At 35.7% G+C, this 15,220-nt stretch carries 18 protein-coding genes, 1 pseudogene, 1 riboswitch and 1 other annotated feature; of the genes and pseudogenes, 18 read left to right on the top strand and 1 reads right to left on the bottom strand.

Features of this window, described 5'->3' with window-relative positions; all coding sequences use genetic code 11:
• Positions 1-29: 29 nt before the first annotated feature.
• Positions 30-842, bottom strand: coding sequence for an NAD(P)H-hydrate dehydratase (locus CD172_RS01115; RefSeq protein ID WP_037565162.1), 813 nt, complete (start codon positions 840-842; stop codon positions 30-32).
• Between the two features lie 270 nt (positions 843-1,112).
• Between CD172_RS01115 and hutH the strand changes: the two genes are divergently transcribed.
• The 18 genes and pseudogenes from hutH to CD172_RS01025 all read left to right on the top strand — a co-directional run bounded on the left by hutH (position 1,113) and on the right by CD172_RS01025 (position 15,219).
• A complete protein-coding gene (gene hutH / locus CD172_RS01110; protein WP_103345201.1) occupies positions 1,113-2,615 on the top strand; it encodes a histidine ammonia-lyase in 1,503 nt (500 codons plus the stop codon).
• A 65-nt stretch (positions 2,616-2,680) separates the two neighbouring features.
• Positions 2,681-2,866, top strand: a binding site (T-box leader).
• Between the two features lie 54 nt (positions 2,867-2,920).
• Positions 2,921-4,201: a serine--tRNA ligase gene (serS, locus tag CD172_RS01105; protein WP_103345200.1), complete on the top strand. Its 1,281-nt coding sequence runs from the start codon at positions 2,921-2,923 to the stop codon at positions 4,199-4,201.
• A 551-nt stretch (positions 4,202-4,752) separates the two neighbouring features.
• Positions 4,753-5,241 (top strand): gas vesicle protein GvpQ, encoded by a 489-nt coding sequence (gvpQ, locus tag CD172_RS01100; protein WP_037565168.1) that lies wholly within the window; start codon positions 4,753-4,755, stop codon positions 5,239-5,241.
• Between the two features lie 91 nt (positions 5,242-5,332).
• Entirely contained in the window at positions 5,333-5,680 is a 348-nt protein-coding gene (gene gvpJ, locus CD172_RS01095; RefSeq protein WP_103345199.1) for a gas vesicle protein GvpJ, read from the top strand.
• An 84-nt stretch (positions 5,681-5,764) separates the two neighbouring features.
• Complete coding sequence (locus CD172_RS01090; RefSeq protein WP_370672132.1) at positions 5,765-6,043, top strand: gas vesicle protein GvpO; 279 nt, start codon at positions 5,765-5,767, stop codon at positions 6,041-6,043.
• A 98-nt stretch (positions 6,044-6,141) separates the two neighbouring features.
• Complete coding sequence (locus CD172_RS01085) at positions 6,142-6,909, top strand: GvpL/GvpF family gas vesicle protein (RefSeq protein ID WP_037565169.1); 768 nt, start codon at positions 6,142-6,144, stop codon at positions 6,907-6,909.
• Positions 6,909-7,163 (top strand): gas vesicle protein GvpG, encoded by a 255-nt coding sequence (locus CD172_RS01080; protein WP_037565170.1) that lies wholly within the window; start codon positions 6,909-6,911, stop codon positions 7,161-7,163. Before CD172_RS01085 ends, CD172_RS01080 begins: the two co-directional genes overlap by 1 nt.
• A 1-nt stretch (position 7,164) precedes the next feature.
• The gene (locus CD172_RS01075) at positions 7,165-7,974 is read left to right on the top strand and encodes a GvpL/GvpF family gas vesicle protein (protein ID WP_037565172.1); all 810 of its coding nucleotides are present in this window, start codon (positions 7,165-7,167) and stop codon (positions 7,972-7,974) included.
• 18 nt (positions 7,975-7,992) lie between these two features.
• Positions 7,993-8,298 carry a gas vesicle protein gene (locus tag CD172_RS01070; protein ID WP_037565174.1) on the top strand — a complete coding sequence of 102 codons (306 nt, stop codon included), beginning with the start codon at positions 7,993-7,995 and terminating at the stop codon, positions 8,296-8,298.
• On the top strand, positions 8,237-8,527 hold the full coding sequence (locus tag CD172_RS01065) for a gas vesicle protein K (RefSeq protein WP_370672133.1): 291 nt from the start codon (positions 8,237-8,239) through the stop codon (positions 8,525-8,527). Before CD172_RS01070 ends, CD172_RS01065 begins: the two co-directional genes overlap by 62 nt.
• 25 nt (positions 8,528-8,552) lie before the next feature.
• Positions 8,553-8,864 (top strand): annotated as a pseudogene (locus tag CD172_RS01060) (gas vesicle protein); the annotation flags it as partial.
• A gap of 70 nt (positions 8,865-8,934) precedes the next feature.
• Positions 8,935-9,786, top strand: coding sequence for a hypothetical protein (locus CD172_RS01055; RefSeq protein ID WP_103345198.1), 852 nt, complete (start codon positions 8,935-8,937; stop codon positions 9,784-9,786).
• A 5-nt stretch (positions 9,787-9,791) separates the two neighbouring features.
• Positions 9,792-11,054, top strand: coding sequence for a hypothetical protein (locus CD172_RS12570; RefSeq protein WP_133173854.1), 1,263 nt, complete (start codon positions 9,792-9,794; stop codon positions 11,052-11,054).
• Positions 11,055-11,072: 18 nt separating this feature from the next.
• Positions 11,073-11,456, top strand: coding sequence for a gas vesicle accessory protein GvpU (gene gvpU, locus CD172_RS01045; protein ID WP_037565179.1), 384 nt, complete (start codon positions 11,073-11,075; stop codon positions 11,454-11,456).
• A gap of 300 nt (positions 11,457-11,756) precedes the next feature.
• Positions 11,757-12,449, top strand: coding sequence for an AzlC family ABC transporter permease (locus tag CD172_RS01040; RefSeq protein WP_103345197.1), 693 nt, complete (start codon positions 11,757-11,759; stop codon positions 12,447-12,449).
• Positions 12,446-12,775: an AzlD domain-containing protein gene (locus CD172_RS01035; protein WP_103345196.1), complete on the top strand. Its 330-nt coding sequence runs from the start codon at positions 12,446-12,448 to the stop codon at positions 12,773-12,775. The genes CD172_RS01040 and CD172_RS01035 overlap by 4 nt, the downstream gene beginning before the upstream one ends.
• Positions 12,776-12,833: 58 nt before the next feature.
• A riboswitch (SAM riboswitch) is annotated at positions 12,834-12,935 on the top strand.
• A gap of 73 nt (positions 12,936-13,008) precedes the next feature.
• Complete coding sequence (metX, locus tag CD172_RS01030) at positions 13,009-13,974, top strand: homoserine O-acetyltransferase MetX (protein WP_103345260.1); 966 nt, start codon at positions 13,009-13,011, stop codon at positions 13,972-13,974.
• Between the two features lie 339 nt (positions 13,975-14,313).
• Positions 14,314-15,219 carry a DUF2232 domain-containing protein gene (locus CD172_RS01025; RefSeq protein WP_103345195.1) on the top strand — a complete coding sequence of 302 codons (906 nt, stop codon included), beginning with the start codon at positions 14,314-14,316 and terminating at the stop codon, positions 15,217-15,219.
• Position 15,220 lies beyond the last annotated feature (1 nt).

Below are 15,220 nucleotides of genomic sequence, written 5' to 3'. Positions count from 1 at the left end.
AGGACTGGATGATTGCCAGCCCTGTTTTTTTATTTTTCTAATGCTTTCATTGCAAAAGGAATTTCATCTATAATTTTCGATGGTGGTACGACGTACATCGTTTCTGATAACTTTTCACCAATATAACTGTGCGTGTACGTGGCACTCGTGATTGCGTCGATTGGATTATCAAATTGACCAATAAATCCAGTAATCATACCCGCAAGCGTATCACCCATACCGCCTGTAGCCATGGCAGGATTACCGATTTGTAATTTGTATTCGTCATCTTTGAAGAAAATTTCAGTACCATGTTTTTTAAGTACAACTGTTGCGCCGAGTTGATTGACTGCTTCACGATTGCGTTCATACGTTTGCTCTTCAATGGGAATGCCACTTAAACGTTCCCATTCCATTTGATGCGGTGTATATATGACATGACATGAAGGGATTTCTGGACGTAATTTACTCACGATAGTAATCGCATCGCCATCAACAATCAATTTTTGATGCGGTAAGATATTTTGAAGTAAAAATGTCATGGCATTGTTTCCTTTAAAATCAAGACCCAGCCCTGGACCGATTAATATACAGTCCGAGCATTCTATCATCTTCGTTAATTTTTTCGTGTCATTAATATCAACGACCATCGCTTCTGGACAACGAGAATGTAGTGCGGCATGATTTGTCGGGTGTGTTGCCACAGTGATAAGACCTGCACCGCTATATACACATGCGCGTGCTGCAAGTATAATGGCGCCACCTAAATTTGCATTTCCGCCAATTAACAAAATGCGTCCATAATCCCCTTTATGCGTTTCTTGTTTTCGCTTAGGAATTTTAACACTTGATAATGTTTGCATGTTTGACCTCCTTTATAACCGTTTTCATTTCCATATATTCTTTATATTTTAACGTGATGAACCTATCCATTTACTTAATTAAAATAGTTTAAATACAACAAGATATATTATACCTGTCTATATCTTTCGTCAATAGTAAATCTATGAATATTTTATCGCATTAAATGGCTACCTCAATAATACGTTACGGATATCGCTAGAACTATTGTCACTCAATTTTATGACATCTATACTTAAATGGGATGAGACATAAACAAAGGGGGAATTATTATGACATTACGTTTAACAGGCGAACAACTTACGATTCAAGACATACGAGATTTTTTAGCCCATCACGATAACGTAGAAGTAACTGAAGATGCGATACAGCGCGTTAAACAAAGCCGTGCTACTGTAGAACGTATTATTCAAAATAAGGAAACAATCTACGGTATTACGACAGGATTTGGGTTGTTTAGTGATGTGTTAATTGATCAACAAAAATACAATCAACTACAAGTGAACCTCATACGTTCGCATGCTTGTGGAGTAGGTGCACCGTTTGCAGATAACGTCTCTTTAGTCATGATGGTGTTACGCTTGAACACATTACTAAAAGGACATTCAGGGGTAACTACAGACCTCGTTGAACAACTAACGTATTTTATAAATGAACGTATTATTCCAGTGATTCCACAACAAGGCTCACTAGGTGCTTCAGGTGATTTAGCACCATTATCTCATTTAGCTCTAGCATTGATTGGCGAAGGTCGCGTGTCTTACAAAGGGGAAATTTTAGACAGCGCGGACGTCTTAAAATCACTTCATCGTCAGCCTTTGACATTACAGGCAAAAGAAGGGCTTGCATTAATCAATGGAACGCAAGCGATGACCGCTCAAGGTGTTATTACATTTATTGAAGCGGAAAGTTTGGGATATGAAGCAGAATGGATTGCGGCACTAACACATCAAGCTTTAAACGGTATTACAGACGCATATAATGAAAACGTCCATATCGTTCGTAATTTTGAAGAACAAACGGCTGTGGCAAGACGGATGTCAGACTGGTTAGAAGGGTCAAAATTAACGACGCATCAAGGTGAAATCCGTGTTCAAGATCCATATACGTTACGCTGTATTCCACAAATTCATGGTGCCAGTTTCCAAGTATTTAATTATGTGAGAGAGAAATTAGAATTTGAAATGAACGCAGCAAATGACAATCCACTCATATTCGATGATGGAGATGAGACGTTAGTCATTTCTGGAGGGAATTTCCATGGTCAGCCCGTTGCCTTTGCGTTAGATTTCTTAAAAATTGGTTTAAGTGAATTAGCTAATGTATCTGAACGACGTTTGGAACGTTTAGTGAACCCACAACTTAATGGAGGGCTCCCAGCCTTTTTAAGTCCAGAACCTGGTTTACAAAGCGGTGCGATGATTATGCAATATGCGGCTGCAAGTTTAGTATCAGAAAATAAAACATTAGCCCATCCAGCAAGTGTTGATTCCATTCCTTCATCAGCGAACCAAGAAGACCACGTCTCAATGGGGACGATTGCTTCACGACATGGATTCCAAATTTTAGAAAATGTGCGTCGTGTATTAGCGATTGAAGCGATTATTGCATTGCAAGCAGTTGAATTAAAAGGCATTGAAGGATTGTCTCCAAAAACGCGTGATAAATATGATCATTACCGAACACAAATCCCTTCTATTACAGAAGACCGTCAATTCCATAAGGATATTGATGTTATGGCGGAAGCTTTAAAAAACGTCGCATATCACGCTTAAACGTGTTCACAAAATTAGCACTTGCTTACTGAAAATGAATTTGCTATATTGAAGTTAAATTAATAAACAATTGTTTGTGGACTAAGTAATATGTATCGATTTCAGAGAGTTTGTGGTTGGTGTGAACAAATAATACGTTGCATATGAAATCTACCCACGTGATGAACAATTCGGGTCAAACCGTTAACTTTGTAGAGTGCAGATGAATATCTGTTAAATAGGGTGGCAACACGTTGAACCACGTCCCTTGTAGTCAAGGGGACGTGGTTTTTTTGTTACTCGCAATCATAGAAAGGATGATATACATGTTAGACATTAAATTATTTAGAACGAGCCCAGAACACGTCAAAGAGAAAATTGCGTTACGCGGTGATGACACTTCAGTCGTAGATGAAATTTTAAATCTTGATACAAAACGCCGTGAGTTAATTCAAAAAACAGAAGAATTAAAATCTGAACGTAATAAAGCTTCAGAAGCGATTGCGCAAAAGAAACGTAATAAAGAAAATGCAGATGATGCGATTAAAGCACAACGTGAAGTCGGCGAAAAAATTAAAGCGATTGATACTGAATTAAAAGAAGTAGACGATGCGTTACATGATAAATTATCTCGTATTCCGAACTTGATTCATGACGATGTACCTCAAGGTGCAGATGATACAGAAAATGTAGAACAGAAAAAATGGGGGACTCCAAGAACATTTGATTTCGAACCGAAAGCACATTGGGATTTATTAGAATCATTGAAAATGGCTGATTTTGAACGCGCAGCTAAAATCGCACGTGCACGTTTTGTTTTCTTAACTGGTGAAGGTGCAAAACTAGAACGTGCTTTAATGAACTACATGTTAACGAAACATACGACACAACATGGTTATAGAGAAATGATTGCCCCACAACTTGTAAATCCTAAAGCGATGTATGGAACAGGTCAATTACCTAAATTTGAAGAAGACTTATTTAAAGTTGAAAAAGAAGGGCTTTACACGATTCCAACAGCGGAAGTGCCACTTACAAACTACTATCGTGATGAAATTATCCAGCCGGGAGTCTTACCTGAGAAATTCACTGGTCAAACGGCATGCTTTAGAAGTGAAGCAGGTTCTGCTGGTCGTGATACACGTGGTCTTATTCGACTTCATCAATTTAATAAAGTTGAAATGGTGCGCATTGAAAAACCTGAAGATTCTTGGAACGCTTTAGAAGAAATGACAGGCCATGCAGAAGCTATTTTAGAAGAATTAGGTTTACCATACCGTCGTGTAATTTTATGTACAGGTGACATCGGTTTTGGTTCAAGTAAAACATACGATTTAGAAGTATGGTTACCAAGTTATAATGATTATAAAGAAATTAGTTCTTGTTCAAACTGTGTTGATTTCCAAGCACGTCGCGCAAATATTCGTTTCAAACGTGATAAAGATGCGAAACCTGAATATGCGCATACATTAAATGGATCAGGTTTAGCAGTAGGACGTACATTTGCTGCAATCATTGAAAATTATCAAAACGAAGATGGTTCTGTAACTGTACCTGAAGCACTTGTGCCATTTATGGGTGGTCAAACTGTCATTAAAGCATTATAAAAATTAAACATCATGCCCAATCCAATACCATTAATGGATAAAAAATATACGATTTTCAAAATTCATGTAAAGGTGAGACATTTTGTCTCGCCTTTTTTTATATCCATATGTTGATTGAAATCGTATTAAGTTTGAGTAATCGTGCTTGCATATCCTAGTCATTTTTATCATTAAAGCAACAAAATGCATTTATATATCAACTATTTTGGTAATTATTAACCAAGGTTTGAGGCTTGTTCTTTTGCACAAAAAAATAACTTGTAACATTAAATATGTTTTGAGAATTACACAGGTGGTAAACGTAACATTAGAAACTGACATAGGTCAGTGTATTTCAAAATACGCAATACAGAAATTTAGTGTAAAACATCATCGCATACATGATGAAACCTTTAAATGTTTTCATTCATCATCTTCTGTAGGGAAGGAAGTTGATAGCTTTGACAGAGACGATTCAATCATGAGAGAACAATCTCATTTCAACTTTCATGTATGGTTATTCAATGAACTTAAGCATATAGACATAACTAACTTTTAAGGGAGAAGTTATCATGGCTTTTAAACTCGCGCGTAATGCGACAAAAGCGACAAAGAAAACATTGGAACTTTTACCAGATGAGGTTGAAGACCAAGCAAAAGATAAACTAAAAGACAAAGCGCATGAAATGGTTGAACAGAAAATTCAAGATAGTGTTCAATCACAAGCAGACACAGCAGCAGACAAACTTCAAAAAGTGAAAAAGAAAAATCAAGAAGTTGTTCCTGAAAAAGCTAACGAAGCAAAAGAAAAAGTTCAGGATGCTTTACTCACTACAAGAGAAAAGTTAAAAGACTTCAAAGAAGCGGGAGAAAAGTTTCAAGAGAACATTTCTTCGAGCCAAGGCAAATCTTCAAAATCGAAGAGAAAAGTTAAAGGTGTGCAAGATATTAAAAGCGTCCGCAATATTAAAGGCGTTTCAAATCTGAAAAGTTACGACGACATCAAGCATGCGTCCGACATCAAGAATATTGAAGATAATAAATCGTTATATACAAACTAAAAGTCAGCCAAGAAAAGCAGTTTAAGCAGTTTTAAATGACGACAACGTCATTGGTCAAATTATTTATTTAAATTGAGAGGGGAATTTTATTATGAGTAATTTACAAAGAAGTGCTGACACAGCAAGTTTAGCGGAAGTTATCGACCGTATTTTAGATAAAGGTATTGTTATTGATGCGTATGTAAGAGTTTCAGTTGTAGGTATTGAAATCTTAACAATTGAAGCAAGAATTGTTATCGCAAGTGTAGACACATGGTTACGTTATGCTGAAGCTGTTGGTTTATTGAGAGATGAAGTTGAAGAGGAAGGCTTACCTGGTCAGTCTCAACAACAACTCGCAAGTGAAAATCAATCAAGAGAACGCATCGAGTCAGATAGTCAATCTAAAGAAGCCGACAAAGAGGAAGCGAAACAAAAAGAAGGTTCATTTGGCGTTTAAATTGAACATTAACTCGGAGGCGGCAAATTGATGTTTGTCGCCCTCTCGTTATTTTTAGAAAGAATTATGGAGGGATTGCACATTATGAAGGAATTACTTGAAAATATTAAATCATTTTTTAACGAGCATGTCGCACCACCCTATAAAATAACGTCTGTTGAGCGTCGTGAAGATAGTGACTCAGATGAAGAAGGTAAGTCTGGATGGAGAGCGACGGTAGAAGTGATTGAAGAAAAAGAATATATGAAACGTTACGCTAAAGACCAAATGATTGGTACGTACACAGTGCTTTTAGATGATGATAAAGAAGTGACTTCTTTTAAACGTGAAGGCATTCGTTACCGTAGTAAGGTTGATCAATAAGTATAAATGTTATACAAATGAATCATTTTTATAACCGGTTAGACTACCCTCGTTCTAAGACGATTGAGTTGTAGCAATGTTAAGAGGAGGCTATACACATGGCAGAAGAAAAAGAAATGGGCGTTTACATCTTTTGTGGTATCCAAACCGAAGATGACAGTAATTTTGGCACAGTAGAAGTTGAAGGCGAAGAAAGAGACACGTATCTTGTTCGCTATAAAGATGCGGCATTTGTTGCAGCAACTGTACCGATGAAAATCTACTCTCCAAACCAAGAAAACTTAATGATGCATCAATCATTAGTTGCAAAAGTGATGGAAGAAAAAGAATCCGTGATTCCGGTAAGTTTTGGTAATGTTTTCAAATCAAAAGAAGATGTCAAAATCTTGCTTGAAAAACTTTATCCTCAATTTGAGAAATTATTTCCTGAAATTAAGGGTAAATTTGAACTAGGACTTAAAGTTATCGGTAAACAAGAATATTTAGAGTCAACCGTAAAAAGTAATGCAAACATCCAATCAATGAGTAAAAATGTCCAAGGTAAATCTAAAGATGCTGGCTACTTCGATCGTATGAAGCTTGGTGAGGCAACTCAAAAAATTATTGAGGGCCTTAGAAAAGATATCGAAGCGGATATTTATAAACCACTTGAGAAATTAAGTACTGCTGGACGTGTGAACGATCCACAAGGTGAAAAAGTATTATTAAATGCAGCCTTTTTAGTCGATCGTAATCAAGATGAAAAGTTCGATGCAAAAGTGAATGAACTTTACGAGAAATATCAAGATAAAGTGGACTTCAAATATACAGGTCCATGGCCAGCATATAACTTTGTAAATATCCGATTAAACATTGAGGGATCTTAATGTTAGCATACGGGTCAATTAAAATGTTGACTTCTATAGCACGTAAGGTTAAAGAAGAAGCCGATAAAGAACTTTACGATTTACCTACTATTGAGAAGAAACTCATTCATCTACAAATGATGGCTGAACTAGGGGAAATACCTGAGGATGTTTATAAAGAACAAGAAGAAGTGTTATTAGCACGCTATGAAATTGCAAAACAACGAGAAATCGATAAATGGGAAGCCTTAATCGATGAGAAAGAAGAGAGATAACATGGAAAACTTAACTTATTTATACGCATTAGTACCTGCATCGGAAATTGATAAAGAACCTTTACCGTCAATTACCGGTTTTGATGGTGAACATGAATTATTTACCTCAAAAGTAAATGATGACATTGTGGCAATTGTAACGTCATTAGATGGTGAAGCTTATTCTGAATCGATTATTGAAGACAAAGTCGATAATGATATGGAATGGCTACAAGAAAAAGCCTTTCATCACCATGAAACCATTTCGACATTAAATCAACATTACACGTTAATCCCACTTAAATTCTGTACGATTTATAAAAGTGAAGACAATTTAAGAGAAACGATTGGTGAAGTGAAAGACAAAGTGACAGAAACGTTTGCGTATCTTCAAGGTAAAGAAGAGTGGACAATTAAAATTTACTGTGATGATAGCAAATTGAGGGACAAATTAAGCGTTAACAATGAAAAAGTTGAAGCTAAACGTCAAGAAATCAGTAATTTACCAAAAGGTCGTCGTTTCTTTGAAGAAAAGAAAATTGACAGGCTGATTGATACAGAGCTTGAAAATGAAAAAGATCGTATTAGCGAGTCACTTCACAATCAAGTTAAATCCTATGCCATAGAGCAAAAAGTGAAAAAGAACTGGAGTAAAGATGTCACTGGTTTAAAAGAAGATATGATTTTAAATAGTGTCTATCTCCTCTCAGAAGACAAAGTGGAACAGTTCAAATCTGATATTGCGGAATGGGAGAAAAATAATAAAGGTGAAGAACTGAGAATTGATGCAAATGGGCCATGGCCAGCTTATCACTTTTCTGTTTTTTACTAGAAGTGAGGTGATGTGCGTATGCCATCTACTAAAGAAACGATAGAAAATAAAGAAGTCGGTCTCATTGATGTTTTGGATGTCATTTTGGATAAAGGTGTCGTTATTCGCGGAGATTTAATTATTTCAATAGCAAATATTGATTTAGTTTACTTGGATTTACGTGTACTCATCTCTTCAGTTGAAAAATTAATTCAAACTCAAGAAACAGAACGTCGAGATTTAACATCAGAAGATTTTGAGAGACAAAGGAGGGAATTGCTCGATGCCACAGATGAATCAAGTGAACCAAAACGGACGCATCAACTTCAATCAGGACGAAGCTGAAGATGGATTAGCACAACTTGTATTAACTGTTATCGAATTGTTACGTGAAATTGTTGAACGTCATGCCATTCGTCGCGTTGAAAGTGGGACTTTAACGGATGAACAAATTGAAGAATTAGGCGTCGCATTGATGGATTTAGAGGAGAAAATGGACGAGCTTAAAGATCACTTCGGCTTTGACGATGAAGATTTAAATATAGACCTCGGACCATTAGGCAGATTGATGTAATACCAACAAAAAGGAGTGAAATGCAATGGCAAATGACCCAAATTTACCACAAAATGGATCAAGTAACTTAGTGGAAGTACTTGAGAAAGTACTTGATAAAGGTGTCGTAATCGCAGGTGACATTCGTGTTGGAATTGCTGATGTCGAGCTCCTTTCCATTAAAATACGTCTAATTGTGGCTTCAGTAGATAAAGCGAAAGAAATTGGTTTAGATTGGTGGGAAACAGATCCATATCTCACTTCAAGAGCGACTGAAAATAAAATGAATCAACAAAAAGATTTAGAATCCGAAAATCAAGAATTGTTGAATAAAATTGAAGCACTCGAAAGTAAAATTAATGCGAATGAGTTAAGTCAAGACACTAAGGTAGAAGAACCAGCGACAGCAAAGAATGGGGGACAAAAAGATGAAGCAAAGGGAGAAGGAAAAGATAATTAAGAAAACGATTGTTGGTGGCCTATTAGGCGCTACAATGGGCTATTTATCTACGTCTAAAAGTAATCCGAAATCAGGAATGATGACGAAAGATCGATTAGACCATATGAAATCTTTAACATCACAACTTTTAAACCAACAATCGCAATCTAAAAAGTCTAAGTCCTCATTATTTAGTAAATTTACTAAAAACAAAGCGACAAAGCGTAAAGGATCTTTATTGGATAAATTTAAAAAAGATCACAAGGGCGATAGAAAGGACAAGAAGTCTATGAAAAAAACGAAAATTAATTCACATATTTTTCATAATGATGATACGTCAACGAAAGACTCAGATAACAAGGGAAATGTATTAAGCAGTTTGAAAAAAGATAAAAAAGAGAAAACACAATCAGCATCTAAAACGCCGCGCACAGATGCAAAAAAGGCAAAAGCAAAAGTGAAAGAAGAGGGATCTAATCATGAGAAAAAGAACAAAGGGAAAACTATTTTCAAAAAGTCCGAGAAAAGTGAAAAAAATGGTGATCAAGCAAAAAATGAAAAAGCTCGCAAAAAAGATGCGAAAAAAGCTGAAAAGAATGGAAAAGAAGCTAAAATAACGAAGGAAAAAGAGAAACCTTCTTTGTTGGACCGTTTTAAAAAAGATGATCAATCATCTAAAAAAACGCATAAGAAAAAAGAGAAATCAAATAAAGATGATTCTTTAAAAGATTCAATTTTAAATAAGTTTAGTAAAAATGGTGCGAACAAAAAGAAGGATTTAAAAAAAAAGAAGAAGAAGCAGAAAGAGAAAAAGGGGCTTCTTGGGAAAATGAGGAAGTGATAGACATGCCACAAAGTAAAAAAACCTCACCTAGAAGTACAAAAAAAGACGATCAAACAGAAGTAAGTGAAACAAAAGAAAAAGACGCTGAAGAAGAGACGTCTAAAAATTCAACTTCAAAAAAGAAAACGACACGCACTAGATCTCAATCTACTGCAACTAAGAAGAAAGCTGCATCCTCTAAAAAAGACGATGCAGCTTCTAAAGACAGTGAAAAAGTAGATGAGAAAGAAGAAAAAGAAGACAAACCGAAGACAACCAGACGTCGTAGAACTACAAAGAAATCGACAAAAGAAGCTGAAAATAAGGAAAACACAGATGCATCTGAAGATGATGATAAGACAGAAGAAAAACCTAAGCGTAAATCAACGACACGTCGTAGAAAATCTACTAAAAAAACATCTGATGACGCTAAGGACACTAAAGATGATAATGATAACGAAGAGAAAGAAGAGAATACAACTAAGAAAAAAACGACACGTCGTCGTAGAACAACAAAAAAATCAGAAGATGATTCAACTAAAGATGAAAATAATGAAACAATGAATAAATCTACCAAGTCATCTCAAGCGACTACTAAGAAAAAAGATGATGAGGTAAAAGACGAAGAAGCAACCGAAGAAGCGTCTAAACAAGAAAAAGAAGACGACGCGGAGACTTCAGATACAGAAACTGTTGATGTCAAAGAAAAAGCGAACGATGCGGATGATAAAGAAGCATCTGACGCCCAAGACAAAGAAGAAGAGGAAGAAGAGGAAGCTTCAGAAACAGAGGAAGACGACTCAGCCGAGGAAGAAGAAGACTCCGATGACTCAGAAGAAGAAGAAGAGGAAGAAGAGGAAGCTTCAGAAACAGAAGAAGAATCAACTGAAGAAGAAGACTCTGAGGACTCAAAAGAAGAAGAGGAAGCTTCAGAAACAGAAGAAGACTCCGATGACTTAAAAGAAGAAGAGGATGAAGAGGAACCTTCAGAAACAGAGGAAGAAGAATCAGCTGAAGAAGAAGACTCTGAGGACTCAAAAGAAGAAGAGGAAGCTTCAGAAACAGAAGAAGATGATTCAGATGAGGAAGAAGAAGCAGAGGAAACAGAAGATGAAGAAGAAAATCAAGACACTGAATTATCTGTAAAAGAGCCGAAAAAAGGTTTTTGGGATAAACTGACGAAAAATAAAAAATCAGTGAAAATCAAGAAAAATGAGGTTTCTAAAGAAGCTAAAGGCATTCAAACTAAAATAGAAATCAATGATGATACGGTTTCTAAAAAATAATCGTGTGGGGGTATCAATATGAGTGAAGTGACGAATAAAGACGGTATTTTAGAATCTTTTGTAGAGGCTACGAATGAAAATGGTTTTGCATTAGATATTTCTTTACTTGTTAATGGATCAATTGTTTCAGGGACGTTAGTTTCTGCTGAGGATTACTACAAATCTTTAAGTGAATCGTTTAAAGATGGCAATGATGTTGCTAAAGAATTTAGTGAACAATTTTCAGATGCGAGTGAATCTGCGAAATCAAGCGAAGGTGGCGCGAACTTTATTCATCTCAAAGATGCACGCGTTTATTTAAATGGCAGTCACCCAATTCCATCAGTAGGTTCGACATTATGGAGAGGTCGTTTAACTGAAGTGGATAGTTTCTTCTTAGGTAAAATTACAGAAGCAAAATAATTTTAACAATAGTTAATGATAAGCAATTTTTAATAAATGAGTAGCTGGATGGGTCTATTAAGATACATCCAGTTTTTTTATGCGTAAATGTGTAGGGGAGGGGACTTTGATGATATAGCGCGTGTTTATGTTATTAAAGGTATCTTTATTTTTGAAAAAGCTAATTATAAATCATCAGTAAAAGTACAGTGTTTTAAGACAAACGTTAGTCTGACGTCACTAACACCTCAGACTCACCTTGTAGTAATTTTTATTGATTTATACTAAAATAGTTTTAATTTTAAGGAGGGGTGAGGTGCAATGGCTTACAATTCATTTAGGCAAGGTGTCAGAGATTGTATTCCTACGTTGCTCGGTTATGCAGGTGTTGGTTTTTCTTTCGGTATCGTAGGTATTGCCTCTGGCTTCAGTATTTTAGACATCGCGTTACTATCTATACTCGTTTATGCAGGTGCTGCTCAATTTATCATTATTGCACTAATGGCTGTTCAAACGCCTATATGGATTATTGTACTCACAGCACTTGTCGTTAACAGTCGTATGTTTTTATTAAGTATGACACTCGCCCCAAACTTTAAAACGACATCTTTATCTCATCGTATAGGTATCGGATCGTTATTAACGGATGAGACATTTGGTATCGCAATTACACCACATTCAAAAGGAGCCGTAATCGGGAGACGTTGGATGCATGGCATCAATATTACAGCTTACATATTTTGGATTTTTGTTTGTATTCTTGGTGCGTTACTTGGTGATATCTTTTCGAATCCTGAGGCGTTAGGATTGGATTATGCGATTATCGCCATGTTTATTTTCCTTATGTTAAGTCAATTTGAAGGTCTTACGAAACCAAAGTTACATCTCTATTTAAAATTGGTATGTATTGTCGTTATACAAATGATGGTACTCAGTCTTGTAATGCCATCTTATATCGCCATTTTAATTACATCAATGGTTACTGCTGCAATAGGGGTGGTGATGGACCGATGACAATGTATATTCTTTGGACCATTATTCTATCTGGTATAGGCACATTAATATTACGTATTACGCCTTTCATCGCAATCGCACAATTACAACTTTCTGAAAAAGTCATTCAATGGTTATCTTTTATACCAATTACACTGTTTGCTGCCTTAGTTGTCGATGGATTGATCATTCAAGAAAGTGGTCACTTTGGATTTCGTTTAAACTGGATTTTTGTATTCGCAGTTATACCAACACTTCTCGCTACTTTGATATCAAGGAGTTTAACCATTGCTGTTATTATAGGTATGGTAAGTGTGGCATGTTTAAGACTTATTCTACCTCTGTAAACATTTGCATGAATATTCTGAATACGTTATGATATAAATTAATGAATTGAATACTGAAAGCTTATTAAGAGAAGTTGAGGGATTTGGCCCTGTGACGCTTCAGCAACCACTTAGTGATAAGTACGGTGCTACAACCAACGAATGTTTCGAGTGATAAGTCAATGATTAACATGAGTTGTATTGCCGTACAGACGGTAGTACAACTTTTTTGTTTAGAGGGAGGGTATGCTAAATTGACACATTATACAGTAGATACACTGCATTTAGGTGAATTTAAAACAGAATCAGGTGAAATGATTCAAGATTTAAAATTGAGATATGAACATGTAGGATATCGAGGACAACCTCTGGTATTAGTATGTCACGCATTAACAGGAAACCATTTAACTTATGGTACAGAAGATAACCCTGGATGGTGGCGTGAAATTATTGATGGCGGCTATATGCCATTACATGATTACCAATTTTTAACATTTAATGTGATTGGAAGTCCATTTGGATCTAGTTCGCGGCTAACAGATTCACAATTCCCTTCGAGGTTAACAATCCGTGATATCGTTCGTGCTATTGAATTAGGATTACAAGCGCTTCAATTTGAAACGATAGAAGTGTTGATAGGCGCCTCTCTCGGTGGTATGCAAGTACTAGAACTCTTGTATAACCAAAAATTTAAAGTGAAAAAGGCAGTCATTCTGGCTTCTACCGTAAAAACGTCTTCTTATTCACGTGCATTTAATGAAATAGCGCGTCAGGCAATACATTTAGGAGGAAGGGAAGGCTTAAGTATTGCGCGACAATTAGGTTTTTTAACCTACCGGTCGTCTAAAAGTTATGAAGCGAGATTTACGCCGGATGAAGTAGTAACCTATCAAAAGCATCAAGGTGATAAATTCAAAACATCTTTTGATTTGAAGTGTTACCTCACACTGCTAGATGTGTTAGATAGTCACAATGTATTTCGAGGGCGTCAAAACGTTGAACACGTTTTTCGTTCGTTAGATACAAAGGTGTTAACGATGGGATTTACTGATGATTTACTCTATCCCGATGATCAAGTCGCGGCGATAGGGGATTATTTTAAATATCACCGTCATTTTTTTGTACCGGACAATGTGGGACATGATGGCTTTTTGTTAAATTTCAATGATTGGGCACCTTATTTGTACCACTTCTTAGAACTTTCAAGATTTAGACGCTAAATTTAGACGAATATGTTACATTTTTGTTATAATTATGTAAATGAGATACACGTTGATGAGCTGTATTTGAGTTATGATAACTGAAATACAGCTTACCTATTGTTTGTATTAAGCAGAACACGATATAAAGAAAGACAATGTGTAGGAGCTATCTCAAAACTATTTTAAATGTGTATTGGCGAAGGTTTAAAATTTACTTTAAAAATAAAGATAAAAAACGGATGTTAAGTGATTTTAATCTTAATATGAAACTATAATTCGAACGCATGACGTCTGTTGTAAACCACTCTCAAAGCCTGTAAAATAGTGACTATAAATTTAAGTTTGGAAGTGGCATTATTGTTTTCGAAAATTAAACCTAAAGACACCATATTAGGCACCATTGCATTAATTTTGGTTGCTTTAGTGATGCATTTTATACCTATATTGGGAGTAATTGTTATATTTTTTGCACCGCTTCCAGGAATTATTCTTTGGTATCGTTCTAAATATTCTTTTGGCATTGCTGCGCTGGTTTCAATTATGGTTGCAACCATCACGGGAAGTTTATTTGTGCAAACCTTTATGATTATTTTACTTCTTGCAAGTTTAATCATTAGTCAATTATTACTTATTAAAGCGTCAAAAGAACGCATTTTATATGTCGTCTCATTTGTCACAAGTTTAGTGACATTGGGCGTAATGATTTTTCTACAAAGTATTAAGAAACTGCCCTATGCGCACGAATTAATTGAACCATACAAAATCGTTGTAGATGAAACGATTCGTATGCAAAACTTAGATGCGCAATCGGCAAAAATCTTAGAAGCATCTGTACAACAAATGGCCGTTCAAATGCCGAGTTTTATTGTGATAAGCATAACGTTATTTTTTATGTTGTCATTACTCATTATGTTTCCGATATTGCGTCAATTTAAAGTGGCTACACCCGTGTATCGCCCTTTATATTTATGGCAATTAAGAAAATCTATTTTTATCATCTATGCCATTGCGTTATTAGTTAGCATTATGACAGAACCTTCAACGACTGCGAATAGCATCAGTCAAAACTTTATTATTGTGCTTGGTTTCTTGCTTGTCATCCAAGGTTTAAGTTTTATTCATTATGCTTGCTCCATAAAAAAATTTCCAATAGGTGTTTCAGTTTTATTCATAATTATAGGCATCATCGCTTATCCGTTAACACGACTCATTGGTTTACTAGATTTAGGATTGAATTTAAAAAGCATGCTTAAAAAACGTTAAG

Source organism: Staphylococcus agnetis, from assembly GCF_002901865.1.
Lineage (GTDB): Bacteria > Bacillota > Bacilli > Staphylococcales > Staphylococcaceae > Staphylococcus > Staphylococcus agnetis.
This window is presented reverse-complemented; position numbering and strand designations above follow the sequence as displayed.

Excerpts from the sequence above, each read along its gene's own strand:
- CD172_RS01115 (WP_037565162.1), bottom strand. The coding sequence starts at position 842 with ATGCAAACATTATCAAGTGTTAAAATTCCTAAGCGAAAACAAGAAACG.
- hutH (WP_103345201.1), top strand. The coding sequence starts at position 1,113 with ATGACATTACGTTTAACAGGCGAACAACTTACGATTCAAGACATACGA.
- serS (WP_103345200.1), top strand. The coding sequence starts at position 2,921 with ATGTTAGACATTAAATTATTTAGAACGAGCCCAGAACACGTCAAAGAG.
- gvpQ (WP_037565168.1), top strand. The coding sequence starts at position 4,753 with ATGGCTTTTAAACTCGCGCGTAATGCGACAAAAGCGACAAAGAAAACA.
- gvpJ (WP_103345199.1), top strand. The coding sequence starts at position 5,333 with ATGAGTAATTTACAAAGAAGTGCTGACACAGCAAGTTTAGCGGAAGTT.
- CD172_RS01090 (WP_370672132.1), top strand. The coding sequence starts at position 5,765 with ATGAAGGAATTACTTGAAAATATTAAATCATTTTTTAACGAGCATGTC.
- CD172_RS01085 (WP_037565169.1), top strand. The coding sequence starts at position 6,142 with ATGGCAGAAGAAAAAGAAATGGGCGTTTACATCTTTTGTGGTATCCAA.
- CD172_RS01080 (WP_037565170.1), top strand. The coding sequence starts at position 6,909 with ATGTTAGCATACGGGTCAATTAAAATGTTGACTTCTATAGCACGTAAG.
- CD172_RS01075 (WP_037565172.1), top strand. The coding sequence starts at position 7,165 with ATGGAAAACTTAACTTATTTATACGCATTAGTACCTGCATCGGAAATT.
- CD172_RS01070 (WP_037565174.1), top strand. The coding sequence starts at position 7,993 with ATGCCATCTACTAAAGAAACGATAGAAAATAAAGAAGTCGGTCTCATT.
- CD172_RS01065 (WP_370672133.1), top strand. The coding sequence starts at position 8,237 with ATGCCACAGATGAATCAAGTGAACCAAAACGGACGCATCAACTTCAAT.
- CD172_RS01055 (WP_103345198.1), top strand. The coding sequence starts at position 8,935 with ATGAAGCAAAGGGAGAAGGAAAAGATAATTAAGAAAACGATTGTTGGT.
- CD172_RS12570 (WP_133173854.1), top strand. The coding sequence starts at position 9,792 with ATGCCACAAAGTAAAAAAACCTCACCTAGAAGTACAAAAAAAGACGAT.
- gvpU (WP_037565179.1), top strand. The coding sequence starts at position 11,073 with ATGAGTGAAGTGACGAATAAAGACGGTATTTTAGAATCTTTTGTAGAG.
- CD172_RS01040 (WP_103345197.1), top strand. The coding sequence starts at position 11,757 with ATGGCTTACAATTCATTTAGGCAAGGTGTCAGAGATTGTATTCCTACG.
- CD172_RS01035 (WP_103345196.1), top strand. The coding sequence starts at position 12,446 with ATGACAATGTATATTCTTTGGACCATTATTCTATCTGGTATAGGCACA.